Genomic DNA, 14,983 nt, shown 5'->3' with positions numbered 1-14,983 from the left:
CCAGAAGGAGCGATTACAATGAAGAAATATATCTTGGTTACAGCAGCGCCATTGGCACTGCTCGCTGCATGTTCAGGCAATGAAACTGACACAACTGCCGATGACGCAACAGCCAATACCACCACTGAAATGCCTGCCGATACCATGGGCACAACAGACGGTACCACCGCCGGTACGATGGGTGGTACAACGGACACCATGGGCTCGGACAGCACTACCGGGACGACAGGTTCCGCTGGAAGCTCCGGCATGACAGGCTCTGACCAAACCGGCCAGCAGACTGGATCAGGAACAGGCACTAGCGGGTCAGAAACGACAGGGACCGGCACTGGCACGACCGGCAACAGTGGCGGAACAACACCTCCACGCCCATAAGTTCCCTGCACAACCACTGAAAAAGGGCCGCTGGAGTAATCCAGCGGCCCTTATACATGGGTCAGCGGTCGGACGCCCGCTGCCGGAAGTTGCTTTCATGCCGTGACCGGCATCGCCGATTTGCTCAGCGGCCGATCTCCCGAACGGATTTGTCCGACCTCTTAACTGAACCATGAGACATCGGATCACCTCCTTTCGTTGAATGGAAATTGCTTGCTTCAAACATTTATCTGCCCTCCGCAGTTCCCAAGGTGAATCAAACCGCGGTGTTAAACAAGTCTTGTATTAATTTTTTTTTCCGGCAAACATTGAGGTTCTGCGCCGAAACATATCAGGCACTGATTTCAACCCCTGCAATCTTCTACAATGCGCGTTATTTCGGCCCAAGAAGGCAGGATTACAGGCTGCTGCCCCTCGGCTTCGACCAATACGCGGCCCCGGCTAAAGGCCATGGCATCAAGGATCGGATCATTTGGCAGAATTTCAGCAGCTATATTAGCCGTGTTCGCGCTTACAGCGCGGGCTATGAACTCTTTCATAGCGGTAGAGGTGCGAATAACCATTCGCTGTCCGGGCGCTGATGCTTCCCGCGCCAAATAAACCCGACGGCTCTGCGCATCACAACGTAAGCTAACCGTTGCAGTTCGCCCCGGCGCGCCAAACGCACCCATAGAACCCCGGCCATCACGGCTGTAGGTCCAGTTGCCAGGTGTAAACGGCCAATCGTTCCAGTCCCCCGCCAGTCGCGGCTCAGGCGTGGGCGTGACAACCACTGGAGGCGGAGCCGACACCGTTTTCGGCGCGGGTTGAGGAGGAGGAGCAACGCACGCAGCGAGCGCCATTATTGCGATCAAGGTCAGGTGACGGATTTGCATGGCTTTGTCTTATGGCCAAAACCCCCGCCGTCCGCTAGCGCGTTGCGACATGGCGACGAAAAAAACACGACTAGATCAGATCATTGTTGATCGCGGGCTTGCAGAAAGCAAAACCCGCGCCCAGGCGCTGGTGATGGCAGGCCATGTGTATATCGGAGAAACAAAAGCGCAAAAGCCGGGCCAGCAAATCGCCGAGAACGCAGACATTAGCGTTAGAGGCAGCGATCATCCGTGGGTGTCGCGCGGCGGCATCAAGCTTGCGCACGCGCTTCATGTCTTTTCGATTGATGTAGTGGGCACTGTAGCCATTGACGTCGGCTCCTCGACGGGTGGCTTTACCGACGTGTTGCTGGCAAATGGTGCAATGCGCGTCTATGCGGTCGACAGTGGCACTAACCAGCTGGCGTGGAAACTGCGTCAAGACCCGCGCGTTGTCGTTCATGAACAGACCAGCGCTCGCATTTTGACGCAAGCGCATATAACGGAGCCCGTCGACCTGATTGTTTGCGATGCAAGTTTTATTGGCTTGGCAAAAGTGCTCGAACGGCCAATGTCGTTCGCAAAAAGCGGCGCCCACCTGATCGCGCTGATTAAACCTCAATTTGAGGCAGGCCGTGAAGAAGTAGGCAAGGGCGGCGTCGTCAGGGACCCTACCGTCCATGTCCGCGTCTGTGACGAGATCAAGTCATGGTTAGTGGAACAAAAATGGACGGTGCACGGTCTGACCACCAGCCCGATCACAGGGCCGCAAGGCAATATCGAATTCCTGATCTGGGCGCAAAACGCCTAGGACATCAATTTCAGCGGCGAAATGCTCAGTCCTTATACATGCCGTTGACGCGCGCAGCGTAGCGTTCACGGATGATGTGGCGCCGTATTTTCATACTCGGTGTCATTTCACCATTTTCAATCGAAAACGGCTCATCCGCAAATTCAAACTGGCGCACTTTTTCAGTCACGGAAACCTCCGCATTTACGCGGTCAACTGCTGCGCGCACTGCTGATCGGAACTGTGGATTGGCTTGCAGCGCAGCAAAGTCATATTTCATATCCTGCTCACGCGCCCATTCCAGAGCCCATTCTGGGTCCGGCACGATTAGCCCGACGATATATGGGCGCTTATCGCCTGATACCATAGCCTGCAAAATCTCGGGTTGCAGCGTTAACATCCCTTCGATTTTCTGCGGCGCAATATTATCGCCTTTGTCATTGACGATTAAGTCTTTCTTGCGGTCCGTAATGGCGATGCGACCACGATCATCAATATGTCCAATATCACCCGTGTGAAGCCAACCGTCCTTTATGACACGGTCGGTTTCGGCCTTATTACGCCAATACCCCTTCATCACCAACGGTCCGCGCACCAATATCTCCCCGTCGTCAGCAATCCTTACTTCGGTGTTTTTCAGCGGCGGGCCAACCGTATCCATTTTGATGCCTGCGCTTGGCCGGTTGCAGCTTATGACGGGACCTGCCTCAGTCTGACCATAGCCTTGCAACAAAGTAATCCCCAATGACTGAAAAAACACACCGATATCGGGATTCAACGGCGCACCGCCGGATACCATTGCCTTCATTCTTCCGCCAAATTTTGCCTGAATTTTTGGTTTGATCGTGCGCGATAGAATTAGCCGCATCGGCGCGTCGCTTAACCGTTTACGTCCTATATAATCCCGCTCCCCAATGACCAAAGCCTTGTCGAGCAGATAATTTGGCAGCTTGCCCTGCTTTTCAACTGCTTTGATCATTCGCTGACGCAGGACCTCAAACAAGCGCGGGACAACAACCATGACCGTCGGCCGCGTTTCTTCGATGTTGGATGCCAGCTTTTCCAAACCCTCCGCATAATAGATTTGCGCGCCCACGCCGATAGGCAGAAACTGTCCGCCACTATGCTCATATGCATGTGACAGAGGCAGGAAAGACAAAAACACTTCTTCTTCATCAAGGCCAAAATCCTCGCGCAGCACAGCGGCTGCTCCGTCGGCATTATGTAATATGGCACCGTGCTGTTGCATCACGCCGCGCGGCGCGCCCCCAGTGCCGCTGGTATAGATAATGCACGCCAAATCGTCGCGGGTGACAGATGCCATTGCGGCCTCGCTGGCGCGCACGTCGGCGTCGGTGCCTTTTACCATGCTTGACCATTGGTGCATCGACAACTGCCCATGCTGCATGGCGGGCTGCGGCTCCATCGTGATGATAAATTCGGCCTGTGAAGACCGCAAGGCAGCGGGCATCAGCGTCTTTGCAAGTTTTGCCGTGGATACGACCACAGCGCGCGCCGCACTGTTGTCCAAGATATGCTGATGGTCGCGTTCGGTATTGGTGACATAGGTGGGAACGGTCACACACCCAGCCGCCATAATACCTAAGTCGGCAATGCACCATTCAGGCCGGTTTTCGGACACGAGCATCACGCGGTCACCCTTTTCCAAACCAAGCTGCCGCAGCGATTTTGCAAAACCGGCTACCTGCCGCGCAACGTCAGACCAACTGATGGACTGCCATGTGCTGTCATGCTTTGCCCACAAAAACGGCGCATCGCCGCGATAACGCGCACGTGCAAAAAACATGGTTACAAGGTTGGGGAAGCTGTCAAAGTCGTCAAACTGTTCGGCAGCCATAATGCTCTCCTATGAATACCTTTTCAGGCTGTTACCTGTTTTTATTGTCATTTTTACGCTAGCGCTACCCACTACATGGCGCAATGCCAGTTCTAACCGACACTGGGTAAAGGCACATCCGCAGCGGCGGGCGGGCGGTTCGTAACGACCTTACCCTTCGCATCTATAGTGGCCGACGTCCCTTCGCTGCGAGGGTCTGCCGCTCCGCTCCATGCACCGTTCAGCAGCTGCGCACCATTCACTTTCGACCCAAGATCGGACACAACTGCCTTTTGCCCGAACGCAGAAATCTGGTTTGCGATTGCTGCAAGTGGCGTGTCTTGCTCCAGCTGCAACTGCCCGTCGCCAAAATAGATGTTGGGCAGCGCAATAGCCTGATCCAGCGGCAAGCCGAAATCAATCACACCAATCAATGTCTTGGTCACATGCATTATGATCCTCTTTCCACCTGCCGATCCAAGTGCAAGAACCGCTCGTCCGTCACGGTCAAACACAATTGTTGGTGACATTGACGACAAGGGTCGCTTTCCGCCTGCAACGCGGTTGGCAACTGGCGCACCTTCCTTTTCCGGGGCGAAGGTGAAGTCGGTCAGTTCATTGTTCAAAAAGAACCCCCCTGCCACCAGTTGGCTGCCAAAGGGCCCCTCAATCGTGGAGGTCATGTTTGCGATATTGCCGTTTCTGTCGACCGCTGTGAAATGGGTCGTGCCAGCAACTTCGCTCGAAATCGCAGCGGTACGCGGCGAAGCGCCCGGCGGTATACCGGCCGGATAGTCAGAGCGCGCCTTGTCTGGATCAATCAGCGCTGAGCGTTGCTTTATATAGTCCGGGTTCAACAGCCCAGCAACCGGCACGTCAACGAATGCATCATCGGCAAGATATTTTTCACGATCGGCATAAGCAAGCTGCATAGCCTGACCAATTAGATACCAGCTTTTGGGGTTGTCCTTGCCCGTTTTACCCAAATCAAAGCGCTCGAGCGTCCCCAAAATCTGCAATACCGTTGTCGCGCCTGATGAAGGCGGCGCCATGCCGCACACTACGTAGACGCGATATGGGGCGCAGACAGCTTTCTGTTCCTTGGCCCGATACTGGGCCAAATCCGTCATGGTAATATCGCCGGGACTAAGCTTGCTGGTGGTAACCGCGTTAACGATCTGGCCTGCAATTGGTCCTTTATAAAAAGCATCCGGCCCCTTTTTCGCCAGAAGTTTCAATGTGGCAGCCAGCTTCGGATTCTTCATTCGCATCCCGGCCTGAACAGGCTTGCCATTGCGCCAGTAGATCGCACGGGCCTCGTCAAAATTCGGCCAAAGCCGTTGGATTCCCTGCAGCCGCGACTCAAGCGTCTTGTTCACTACAAAGCCTTTGTCTGAAAGGCGGATGGCCGGTTTAAAAACTGTAGACCAGGGCAACTTGCCCCATTTGCGGTGGGTTTCTGCCATAAGCTGGATATTGCCGGGCACGCCAACTGAAAGACCACCCTGAAACGCGGCAAGAAACCCAAGGGGCTTTCCGTCTGGCCCCATGAACCGATCGGCGGTCGCTGCCGCCGGTGCCGTTTCACGACCATTGATTGTCGTCAATATGCCCTTGGCACTGTCGTGATACAGCAAGAAACCCCCGCCGCCGATGCCGCTCGACTGTGGTTCGACAACCGTCAACGCAAGCATCATGGCCATGGCAGCATCAGCCGCAGAGCCGCCTTGCCGTAGCATTTCCATTCCCGCCTCGGTGACGCGTGGATCGGCAGACGAAGTAACCCCGACATTTTCGGCTACCGCAGCTTGAGAAAAAAGGATGGCAGACGCCGTTATCGCGAACAATGATTTTTTCATATCGACAACCTAGCCGCCAATCATGGACAAAGCCAAGCGCGGATTTACCCGTCCACACCAACCGCTTGGGTTATGTTGATAAAACCATCGGCCTGTAAAAGGTGTTGTAGATCTCTGTTGATCTTGCGCGCGAGGCCAGGACCTTGGTAAACGAGCGCACTATATATCTGCACCAAGGACGCGCCGGCACGAATGCGGGCATATGCGTCATGTGCCGACGCAATGCCGCCAACGCCGATAAGCGGCATCTGCCCGCCGCTGGCCTTGCGGAATTCCAGCAGTCGCTGCTGGGCCATATCGCGTAACGGGGCACCGGAAAGCCCCCCTGCCTCCCCTGCATGCCGGGATTTCAAAACCGGTCGCGATATGGTGGTGTTCGAAACAATCAACGCCGCGATACCGCGCGTCATCGCAACAGCGACTATATCGTCAATATCAGAAGGCTGGAGGTCAGGCGCGACTTTCAAAAAGACTGGGGTGTCTTGTGTACGTGCCTCCATAACCTTGGCCAACAAATCGTCGAGCGCAGCCTTGTCCTGCAACGCACGCAGCCCGGGCGTGTTGGGCGAGCTGATGTTGACGGTGAGATAATCGGCCAGCGACTCCATATTTTGGACGCCGGTGACATAGTCCGCAACACGGTCCGCGCTGTCCTTGTTGGCGCCGATGTTTATGCCAAGTGGGCCTATCAGGGCATTTTCCGGAATGTTGCGCAGCCTTGCAATTGCCGCGGCCTGCCCTTCATTGTTAAATCCCATTCGGTTGATGACGGCCGCGTCTTCCACCAACCGGAAAAGGCGGGGCCTTGGATTGCCCTGCTGGGGCAACGGGGTCAGGGTTCCGACCTCTGCGAAGCCAAAGCCGAGTCGCAGAATTTCACTCGGAACCTCTCCATTTTTGTCATATCCGGGCGCAAGGCCGACGGGGTTTGCAAATACCAAACCTGCAAATGTCTGTGAAAGTGCCGCGCTATCCATCCGTAGTGACGGTATCGGCGCGAATTTTAGCGCTTCAATTGACAAATTATGTGCGGTTTCAGCGTCCAGCTGAAACAACAAGGGGCGGGCGATCTGGTAAAACATTTACGCCCTATTCACGAGTCTTTTAAAAGGCGCAACGGTCCGTCGAGCCACCAACCAGGTCTCTTCCCGACACTTTGGCCGAAAATGTCAAACCCAATGGGGCGCAATGACGATTCCATGCAATCGCGAAACGATGAATTTTTGCATATGGCTGGCGCGACCCGAGGACTTTGCTGTCGAAAGACACAAGTTCTTTTCCTTGTAAGACCCGTCTCATGGCGGGTCTTTTTTTGCCCACTTGCCACTTCGCATAGCGTGATTCAGGATTTAGAACTTGGTTCGTTTGCCAGATGCGGATTTAGGTCCTGGTCCAGGTCCTTTGATTGCGGCTTCGCCTTGCGCCTGCGCAAGTTGGATCGTAGCGCTTCTCGCAGCCGCTCTGCCTTGATCCGTTCTTTGTCTGCTGCATCTTTTGCCAAGTATGGACTCCTAGTGCCTGACGGCCGCACGCTCGCCAGATGCCAAATAGCTACCACTGATGCAAGCCGCTTGACATTAAGCCCCAGCCTTCGCATAGGGCCGCACCTTCGGTATTGCTGCTGTAGCTCAGTGGTAGAGCGCGTCATTGGTAATGACGAGGTCGGGAGTTCAATCCTCCCCAGCAGCACCAGGAAGTCCTTTATCTCTCCAACGATTTCAGACCATCGGCTCACCGCGATAATTGTCGCGTAACTTCGGTCACTTGCGCGGGGTAGCTTTGAGAATGCGGCACCAGAGACACTTTGTAATGGTTCGATCTCACCAAAAAGCCCCGAATATCTCCGGGGCCCTATTTCGTGGCACCACTTTTGTTTGGGGCAGCGCTAGTCAAACCCGAGAAAGTGACGCTGCTGCTTCCACTCCAACGGGATTTCGGCACAGCGCAACACGTGACGCGCGGTGAGTTGCAGGGGCTGCCGTCCATCGAGGATGGCCGTGATGATGTCGGGTGCCAACCAGGATATTCGCGCTAGCCTATTCAAGTGGCGCCTGTCGTATTCAGAGATCATCGAGATCTGTTTGCCAGTGAGAAGATGCTCGCGTGCAGCGAACCCCTGAACCACTAACCGGACCAGCGCGGGGTCGATGTTGCCATTCGCTGATGCGCTATCCGACGGCAGGGCGATGCGAAGTTCATTGCCGCGACGCATAAGTCTCGCTGGGTTGGTGATGGTGGTTGGATCATTGCCGATCGTAATGTCGACATGGTCTTCGGCGACATTTACCTTTACGCGATGGTCGATCAGTATGGCGCGAAGTTCACTGGTTGTGATCGTGTAAAGGCTATCGGCAAGTGCAGATCCCGTTGCCGTGTTGCTCTGCCACGCAACTCTACATGTGGATTCATCCGCATGGGAAGGCTTTCTAAGATAGGATGCAAATGCGTCCGTTACGATCCGGTCCAGAGCGCCCGCTGGCAGCCTGCAAATCGTCGAACGGTCTTCATCCGGTTTGAACCGGGTGACATAATAGCAATATTGCTTCACTCCCTTCTGTCCGCGTGACGGCGACATCGGCCTGCCGTCAGGGTCAGTGATGAGACCAGAGAGAAGACTAGGCGACTTTGCATGCTTCGATATCAGCTTGTCGCGATTGTTGCTCGCGAGCATGGCCTGGACGCGACCAAAGGTGTCCTCATCGATTATTGGTTCATGCTCACCATCATAAACGGCATCCTTATGTTTGATCTTGCCGATGAACACAGGGTTCTTGAGCAGGAACCCCAGTGGTCCTTTACCAAAACTGACATTGCCGATGGTTCGACCTACCTTCAGCGTGCGGGTTCGGGTGCGCATACCCCTCCGCGCGAGATGGTCCGCAAGTGCCGGAACGGATTTGAGTTCCAGATAGCGGTTAAAGATATAGCGCACCTCTTCAGCTTCCTTTGGCTCAATAAGAAGTTTACGGTCTTCCACACGATAGCCATGTGGTACCGTGCCTCCCATCCACATGCCTTTGCGCTTGGAGGCAGCTATCTTGTCACGGATACGTTCGCCTGTGACCTCGCGTTCGAACTGGGCGAATGACAGCAATACATTGAGCGTCAACCGACCCATGCTGTTGGTGGTGTTGAAAGCCTGTGTGACGCTCACGAACGACGCGCCTTTGGCATCAAGGATCTCGACGATCTTGGCAAAGTCGGCAAGCGACCGCGTCAGCCGGTCAACCTTGTAGACGACAACAATATCCACCTTGCCTGCCTGTATGTCGTCCAGCAGTTGTTTGAGAGCCGGACGGTCCATCGAGCCGCCCGACCAGCCGCCATCATCATAGAGTTCACCGACCTGCTCCCAGCCCTCGCCTGCCTGGCTTAATATATAGGCCGCACATGCTTCGCGCTGGGCATCGAGGCTGTTGAAGTCCATCTCCAGCCCCTCCTCGGTCGATTTACGCGTGTAGATGGCACAGCGCTTGCGGTTAGGCGACGTCATGGCCCTACTGCCCTTCTCCGCTGCCTGGTGACTAGGCCAAAGAACCGCGGTCCGGACCAATGTACCCCAGTAATATCGCTCGCGATCTGGGTGAGCGATGCATAGCGTCTGCCATCGAATTCGAAGCCGTCATCAAAAACGAGTATCTGATGCATCTTGCCACGCCATGAGCGCACCAGACGGGTCCCAGGCTTTAGGGATGGAGCAACCACCGCTGCTCGATCATCCTTACCCAATCGTTTCAAGTGACGATCGATCTCGCGGCGAGTGGAGCTGGTCAGGCTTCCCTGCCCACGTTCCTGCAGCCGGTAGGCGATGCCACGCCGCAGCAGATCAGGACCGATGTCCGGTGCCATGCTACGATAGACCTCGCGCCATCGTGAGCGCAGTTCAGCGGGTTTCAAGGTAACAAGGCCGGCCAGCTCCAAGCTTAGACTGTTTGTCATAACCACCACCCTATGCCTCGGGCGACGATGATATACGGTAGCGACGACCGCCATCCACCTTGTCGCTATCGATGATGTGCCCCTTCTTCTTAAAGCCGGTCAGATATGCCCGCGTGGAATGCGGCAGCCAGTTTGCAAGTGTCGCGATTTCTAGGAGTGTAGCACCGCAATCCCGGTTTAACAGATCTAAGATTTGTTGAGTTTTTGAGGGCAATATGATTGTTTCGATACCCTCGGGCTTTTTGGTCTTTGTCATAGGTGGTTCTCCTTAATCGAGGCAGCATCATGCTGCCCCACCACCCAAAGCCCAGCTGATCGCTCTGCCGGGTATAACGCCGCTTTGTGTCGGGGCGCTTGAATATAAGCAGCAATGCTCGACTGCGCGCAGAAGTCGAATGGATTGTGCGCTTGATAGGCAGAAATTTAGGTTATTTAAGTACCGCGGATCGTCGCAACTAAGTCGGCAGAACAAAGCCTCATCCGAGGCGAGGCTTTGTTCCGGCATTGAAATGAACGGCAGCTTTGCGTCCATTGAGACATGTGAGCCCATTACCCCGGGCTTAAAAGCTGCTGCCTGAAAACATTGCTTTTAGCTAAAAGCAGTCTGACCACGATTTTGTTATTTATTCTTCCCGCCGAAAGATATTTCGTCGGCTTGGATGAAAAACCAAGCAGCCATCGTTTCCGTTTTGCAATGCAAATTTAGGGAGACAAAAAATGCTCAAAATTACCAAAACGCTCTGTTTCGCTTTCGCAGCGATTTCAGCTGTTCTAGGTAATGCGGCGCTATTTGCGGATGGCCCCGAAGATACCCCGGCAATTCGCAGCGCGCCGATCGCGGGGATCTACAACAATCCTTGGTACGCATATCTCGCTGATGTCCGCGAAGCAGAGCAAGAGCTTGGTAGTGATCTACGCCGCGCTACCGATGCCGAAGACCAACGCGACGCCTGGGAAGAATATCATCATGAGCTGGTCGATGCCGACAAGGACTATGTAAAAGAGATGCGTGAACGCGGCTATCGTGCCGGTCGCGTAACGGTTGGCTAACCTTCCTTACCCTCAATAACGGCCAACCATTCTGGCGGGAGTTTCGGCTCCCGCCATTTCTTTAACGTGGTCAGGCCGGACGGCGGCCAAATGGAACTATCTCCACCCCCGTTTCATGACGGCTGCCTCACCTGCAGCATCAAGTGGCTCATGTGACATCATCGTTGCAGCAGCCTCAGCCAATGCGCCAGCAGAAGCTTGGCGATACTCTGATGCGGCATCGCCTGACAGGGTTTGACGCAGCTTCCAATCATTTCCTTCTGTACAAGCAATTCCGTCCAATACTGCGCTTCCAAATGTACGGCAGTATCCGCCATCCTTTGCAGCAAAGCTGGTACCGATCCGAATGACAGGATTGCTGCCTTGGGTAGACGCTAATTGCGTATTTAACGCATCCGCTAATTCCCCCGATGCCACAATCTGCCCCCCCTGATCGCGCACATATCCTGGGTCGCGGGTCATCGCTGTTCCACCGAGCTTTATACCAACTACGAGGGATGCGGCCATCGCAGCCCATTGAATGGCTGACGGCCGCAACCAACGGGACGTTCGAGCCGATCGGCGGTAGTTCAAACTTTCTGCATTGTCCGATAACAAAGTGGTGAGCCGGTCCGGCACCCGTTCATCAAGTATTGGGTCAAAATGCCTGGTCAGCCGAGCGCGCAGGGCGCGCTCTTGCTCGATGGCCTTTGCAAGTTCACGATCGCTGCCGATAGCATTCTCGATACGCTTGGCTTCAACGAGGTTGAGTTCACCATCAACATAAGCGGCAATGGTCGATCGATCGTAAGTCACGCCGCTTCTCCCAACTCGCGCACCAGCGCTTCGCGTCCGCGAACCAGCCGCGATGTTAGCGTTCCTTGCGGTACGCCCAATATCTCAGCAGCTTCCTTATACGCATAGCCTTCAACAAGGACGAGCATTACAGCCTCGCGCTGTTCGTCAGGCAAACGCGCCATCGCCTTGTCCACGTCGTTTAACTCCATGGATGCTTCCATACGTGCATGGCTGTCATCTGCTATCTGCGTTACGCCATCGTCTATCTCAGTGTGAACGCCACGGCGTCCTGCCGCTCGGCGGTTGTCGATCCAGATATTGCGGGTAATCTTATACATCCAGCTATCCAATCTCGTTCCTGCTTGCCATTGCTCTCGTGACTTCAGGGCACGTTCAATCGCTGCCTGACACAGGTCGTCAGCATCAGCCACGTTCTGAGTTAAACCGTGCGCAAAGCGACGTAGTCGAGGCAAAAGAGCCAACAGTTCTTGTTCAAACGCCATTCAAATCTTTCGTGGCTATATGGATGAAACGACAGCTATCCATCGTTTCATCCATGACCATTAAAATATAATGATGCAGCTTGCATCGCAGAACCAAGAAAGCAAGAACTGCGGGATATGAAAACAGGACGGATTTTTTTGGCGTTCGGAGCAACCCTATTTTCTGTCACTGCGATGGCACAATTGGCCTTGCCCTCGGGCGGGCTCCCCCGTTTTAACTTACCAGAGCTTCCAATTAATCTGACTGACATCGATAAAGTGTCGCAAGAGACAATTGGCAGCGTTTTGGAGCAAGCGCGGATCGACCGGCTTACCCGCTTTGTTCGTCTGAACCGGGAAGCCGTCGATGTTGACGAAAATCGCTATCCTGCTTTGCGGGGGCAACTGATCGCAATTGGCGTCAGCGAACAAATGGTCGCGCGAGCGCAGCAGAGGGGCTTTCGTCTTCTTTCGCGCGATCGGATAGAAGGCTTAGACCTGTCTTACGTGCGCTTTGCGACACCAGCAAAGATGTCGCTGAGCGATGCAGAGAGAGAACTTCAGCAGATTATCCCAGATGCCAATGTAGATGTAGACCATATCTATTTTCAAAGCGGCGCAGTCTCATTACCCGCCGTCGGTAGCAAAGCCCCCACGATAACGGGTCAAACAGCCGCTCTTGGCATTATTGATGGAGGAGTTGCTGATCATCCATCGGTGCGTGGCCGGGTAGAGCAAAATGGCTTTGCAAAAGGCGCACCTTCGGCAAGCAGCCACGGTACCGCTGTCGCTGCGCTTATGATCGGCGACGGGGAAGTAAATGGCGCGCGATCTGGTGCCAATCTTTTGGCTGCTGATGTCTACGGATCTGATAAGGCAGGTGGAAATGCCAGCGCGATAGCGCGAGCCCTTGGGTGGCTTGCAGGTCGTGGCGTATCCGTCGTGACAATCAGCCTCGTGGGGCCACCAAACGCTCTTTTGAAGAACGCCATTGCGGCTGCCCAGCGACGTGGCGTAATCATCGTCGCTGCTGTTGGGAATGACGGTCCGGCCGCACCACCTACTTATCCTGCCTCATATGCAGGCGTGATTGGTGTAACAGGGGTGGATAGCCGAAATCGCGTACTGCCCGAAGCTGGCCGAGCTACGCGTACTGATTTTGCAGCTCCAGGTGCAGATATAATGAGTGCGCTGGGTGCAAATAAACGAGATAAGGTGCGCGGCACATCCTTTGCCGCGCCTTTGGTGGCTGCGCGCTTATCCACTTTCTACCCGCGTCAATCCCCAGGCGCGGTTGAACCTGCCGTTCGTCAATTGATGGCGGAAGCCGTTGACTTAGGTAAAAAGGGATTTGATCCCGTCTACGGTCACGGCCTTGTTTGTGGAAACTGTGGACGATAGGTCACGCTGTGGCGATCAACATACAAAAATTTTTGGATTCACGGGATGAAACCCTTAAACGCCATCGTTGTCCCTTCATGCAGGCAATTTTGCCAAGGCAAAGAAGGAGAACGAAAATGAAGAAGGGTTTCAAGTATTCGGTCATTCCGGCGATTGCGCTGGCATTCGCAGTATCCGTGCCTGCGTCAGCGCAGCTTCTTGGAGGCGGCGGTGGTCTGGGTGGCGGCCTTGGCGGCGGTCTGGGTGGTGATCTGACCGGATCAATTCAGCGGACCACAGGCAGCGTGACCAGCAGGTCGACTGGTTCGATGCAAGGCGAAAAGCAGGTTGATCGTAAGTCAGGGCGCGTGCGCGGCAGCGGTTCGACCCAAGGCAGCAGCAATGGCTCAATTACTGGAGGAAGCACTGTGCTAGATCGTCCTGTTTCCGGAGGCGCCAATGGTGGGGCCAATGCTTCGAAAAACGGGAGCGTAGATGCCCAACTGGTTGGTACCGATACCGTTCGCAGTCTCGGTCAAGACGGCGTCGGACGCGCACGAGGTGCAGTTGATACTATGCGCGGCACAGCTGGATCCACAGTGGGGTCAGCACGCTCGACTGCTGAAAATGCGGTTGGCACCGCGCCGGGTTTAGGTTCTATTACCGGATCAGCCGCTGGAAGTGGTAGTGCAACAGGTCACGGTATGGCCTCTGGAGGCTTAGGTCAGTTGGCTGCTGCCGGTTCCGCAGCTGCAAACGGCGCCGGCATGTTTGCGATCGAACCTGGAATGCCCATTCAAGACCCCAAAGGTCGCGTCATGGGCTATGTGCAGCAGGTTCGACAGACCAAGCAGGGAGTCGTTCAAGCTGTCACCGTTGAAGTAGGCAACCGTATTGCGACAATTCCCGCAGCAAACTTCTCAGGCTCGGGCGAGGCGCTGGTTACCGGCATGACCAAAGGCGAGTTGAAGTCTGCTGCCAAAGATCAGGATGCTAAGCCGCGGAATGCTGACAATGCTAATGGGGGCGATAATAGCACCAAAGCGAGCGAGACGCGTCGGCGGGAGGAAAATTCGCAGGAGCGCTAAGAAAGTTAAAATCTTACATGTGGCAGACCATGCGAGGTCTGCCACATTCTCGTTGGCGCTACGAATGATTGTTCCGAATTTGTTAAGTACGCACTGCGGCTCAGCCCATGTGAGCTAAGTCGATTTCCTACTGGCAGTCTGAAACTTATAAGCGGAAAGCTAACACTCGTTGTGGTAACGAAGCAGCTTTAGCCCGTTGATCTGCCACTACCGTCGCAGACTAATTCATGTGGCGGGTTATTTGGTAACCGCCCTGCTGCTGTAAGGGCCGAGGACACACCTGACGGTTATCCTGTTGCCGCGAGAATTACTGCGACCGTTTCGTGGGGCATATCCCAAGTGGGAAAATGGCCGCTATGTTCAAACCAATGCAAATCTGCCGACGGGAACGCTGCCTTTGCGCGTTCCGCTTGTCGCGGCAGGCAGAGCCGGTCTTTTCTGCCCCAACCGATTATGATGCGCCAGGCGGCGCTCGCAGCTGGTCCTTTTTGTTCTGGACCCTCGGCAAGATCGGCCACCAAATCGTCAAAAGTATTTGTTTTGCTTAGGCCG

15 protein-coding genes and 1 tRNA gene are annotated in these 14,983 nt (G+C 54.8%); 6 read left to right on the top strand and 10 right to left on the bottom strand.

The genetic code is table 11. From position 1 onward, the window contains the following. Window positions 1-18: 18 nt before the first annotated feature. Window positions 19-375 carry a hypothetical protein gene (locus tag ACK4S7_RS02030; RefSeq protein WP_409644007.1) on the top strand — a complete coding sequence of 119 codons (357 nt, stop codon included), beginning with the start codon at window positions 19-21 and terminating at the stop codon, window positions 373-375. Between the two features lie 344 nt (window positions 376-719). On the opposite strand, the gene ACK4S7_RS02025 is transcribed toward ACK4S7_RS02030, so the two are convergent. Further along, a complete protein-coding gene (locus ACK4S7_RS02025; protein ID WP_409644005.1) occupies window positions 720-1,250 on the bottom strand; it encodes a hypothetical protein in 531 nt (176 codons plus the stop codon). A 49-nt stretch (window positions 1,251-1,299) separates the two neighbouring features. On the opposite strand from ACK4S7_RS02025, the gene ACK4S7_RS02020 reads away from it, so the two are divergent. Beyond that, window positions 1,300-2,040, top strand: a complete 741-nt coding sequence (locus ACK4S7_RS02020) for a TlyA family RNA methyltransferase (RefSeq protein WP_409644003.1) — start codon at window positions 1,300-1,302, stop codon at window positions 2,038-2,040. Between the two features lie 25 nt (window positions 2,041-2,065). On the opposite strand, the gene ACK4S7_RS02015 is transcribed toward ACK4S7_RS02020, so the two are convergent. The 3 genes from ACK4S7_RS02015 to ACK4S7_RS02005 form a co-directional block, all read right to left on the bottom strand. After that, window positions 2,066-3,877 (bottom strand): AMP-dependent synthetase/ligase, encoded by a 1,812-nt coding sequence (locus ACK4S7_RS02015; RefSeq protein WP_409644001.1) that lies wholly within the window; start codon window positions 3,875-3,877, stop codon window positions 2,066-2,068. Between the two features lie 92 nt (window positions 3,878-3,969). Beyond that, window positions 3,970-5,715: a gamma-glutamyltransferase gene (gene ggt, locus ACK4S7_RS02010; protein WP_409644000.1), complete on the bottom strand. Its 1,746-nt coding sequence runs from the start codon at window positions 5,713-5,715 to the stop codon at window positions 3,970-3,972. A gap of 44 nt (window positions 5,716-5,759) precedes the next feature. Beyond that, a complete protein-coding gene (locus tag ACK4S7_RS02005) occupies window positions 5,760-6,797 on the bottom strand; it encodes a quinone-dependent dihydroorotate dehydrogenase (protein ID WP_409643998.1) in 1,038 nt (345 codons plus the stop codon). Window positions 6,798-7,332: 535 nt separating this feature from the next. Here ACK4S7_RS02005 and ACK4S7_RS02000 point away from each other — a divergent pair. Next, a tRNA-Thr gene (locus tag ACK4S7_RS02000) sits at window positions 7,333-7,407 on the top strand. Between the two features lie 193 nt (window positions 7,408-7,600). On the opposite strand, the gene ACK4S7_RS01995 is transcribed toward ACK4S7_RS02000, so the two are convergent. Genes ACK4S7_RS01995 through ACK4S7_RS01985 form a run of 3 tightly spaced genes read right to left on the bottom strand, consistent with a single transcriptional unit; the run spans window position 7,601 to window position 9,910 of the window. After that, entirely contained in the window at window positions 7,601-9,208 is a 1,608-nt protein-coding gene (locus ACK4S7_RS01995; protein ID WP_409643996.1) for a recombinase family protein, read from the bottom strand. Next, window positions 9,205-9,654 carry a DUF2924 domain-containing protein gene (locus tag ACK4S7_RS01990; RefSeq protein WP_409643994.1) on the bottom strand — a complete coding sequence of 150 codons (450 nt, stop codon included), beginning with the start codon at window positions 9,652-9,654 and terminating at the stop codon, window positions 9,205-9,207. Before ACK4S7_RS01990 ends, ACK4S7_RS01995 begins: the two co-directional genes overlap by 4 nt. A gap of 10 nt (window positions 9,655-9,664) precedes the next feature. After that, window positions 9,665-9,910: a DUF3489 domain-containing protein gene (locus ACK4S7_RS01985; protein ID WP_409643992.1), complete on the bottom strand. Its 246-nt coding sequence runs from the start codon at window positions 9,908-9,910 to the stop codon at window positions 9,665-9,667. Window positions 9,911-10,371: 461 nt separating this feature from the next. On the opposite strand from ACK4S7_RS01985, the gene ACK4S7_RS01980 reads away from it, so the two are divergent. Continuing rightward, on the top strand, window positions 10,372-10,704 hold the full coding sequence (locus tag ACK4S7_RS01980) for a hypothetical protein (protein ID WP_409643990.1): 333 nt from the start codon (window positions 10,372-10,374) through the stop codon (window positions 10,702-10,704). A 96-nt stretch (window positions 10,705-10,800) separates the two neighbouring features. Here the strand turns inward: ACK4S7_RS01980 and ACK4S7_RS01975 are convergent, their stop codons facing one another. Together ACK4S7_RS01975 and ACK4S7_RS01970 are read right to left on the bottom strand one after the other, a co-directional pair. After that, complete coding sequence (locus ACK4S7_RS01975; protein ID WP_409643988.1) at window positions 10,801-11,499, bottom strand: anti-sigma factor family protein; 699 nt, start codon at window positions 11,497-11,499, stop codon at window positions 10,801-10,803. After that, complete coding sequence (locus ACK4S7_RS01970) at window positions 11,496-11,984, bottom strand: RNA polymerase sigma factor (RefSeq protein ID WP_409643986.1); 489 nt, start codon at window positions 11,982-11,984, stop codon at window positions 11,496-11,498. The genes ACK4S7_RS01975 and ACK4S7_RS01970 overlap by 4 nt, the downstream gene beginning before the upstream one ends. A 174-nt stretch (window positions 11,985-12,158) precedes the next feature. Between ACK4S7_RS01970 and ACK4S7_RS01965 the strand changes: the two genes are divergently transcribed. Together ACK4S7_RS01965 and ACK4S7_RS01960 are read left to right on the top strand one after the other, a co-directional pair. Continuing rightward, complete coding sequence (locus tag ACK4S7_RS01965; RefSeq protein ID WP_409643984.1) at window positions 12,159-13,364, top strand: S8 family serine peptidase; 1,206 nt, start codon at window positions 12,159-12,161, stop codon at window positions 13,362-13,364. 116 nt (window positions 13,365-13,480) lie between these two features. Further along, a complete protein-coding gene (locus ACK4S7_RS01960) occupies window positions 13,481-14,431 on the top strand; it encodes a hypothetical protein (protein WP_409643982.1) in 951 nt (316 codons plus the stop codon). Window positions 14,432-14,718: 287 nt separating this feature from the next. Here the strand turns inward: ACK4S7_RS01960 and ACK4S7_RS01955 are convergent. Next, window positions 14,719-14,983, bottom strand: a 265-nt coding sequence (locus ACK4S7_RS01955) for an alpha/beta fold hydrolase (protein ID WP_409643980.1), incomplete at its 5' end; no start/stop codon positions are given.

Source organism: Sphingorhabdus sp., from assembly GCF_046292425.1.
Classification (GTDB): Bacteria; Pseudomonadota; Alphaproteobacteria; order Sphingomonadales; family Sphingomonadaceae; genus Sphingorhabdus_B.
This window is presented reverse-complemented; position numbering and strand designations above follow the sequence as displayed.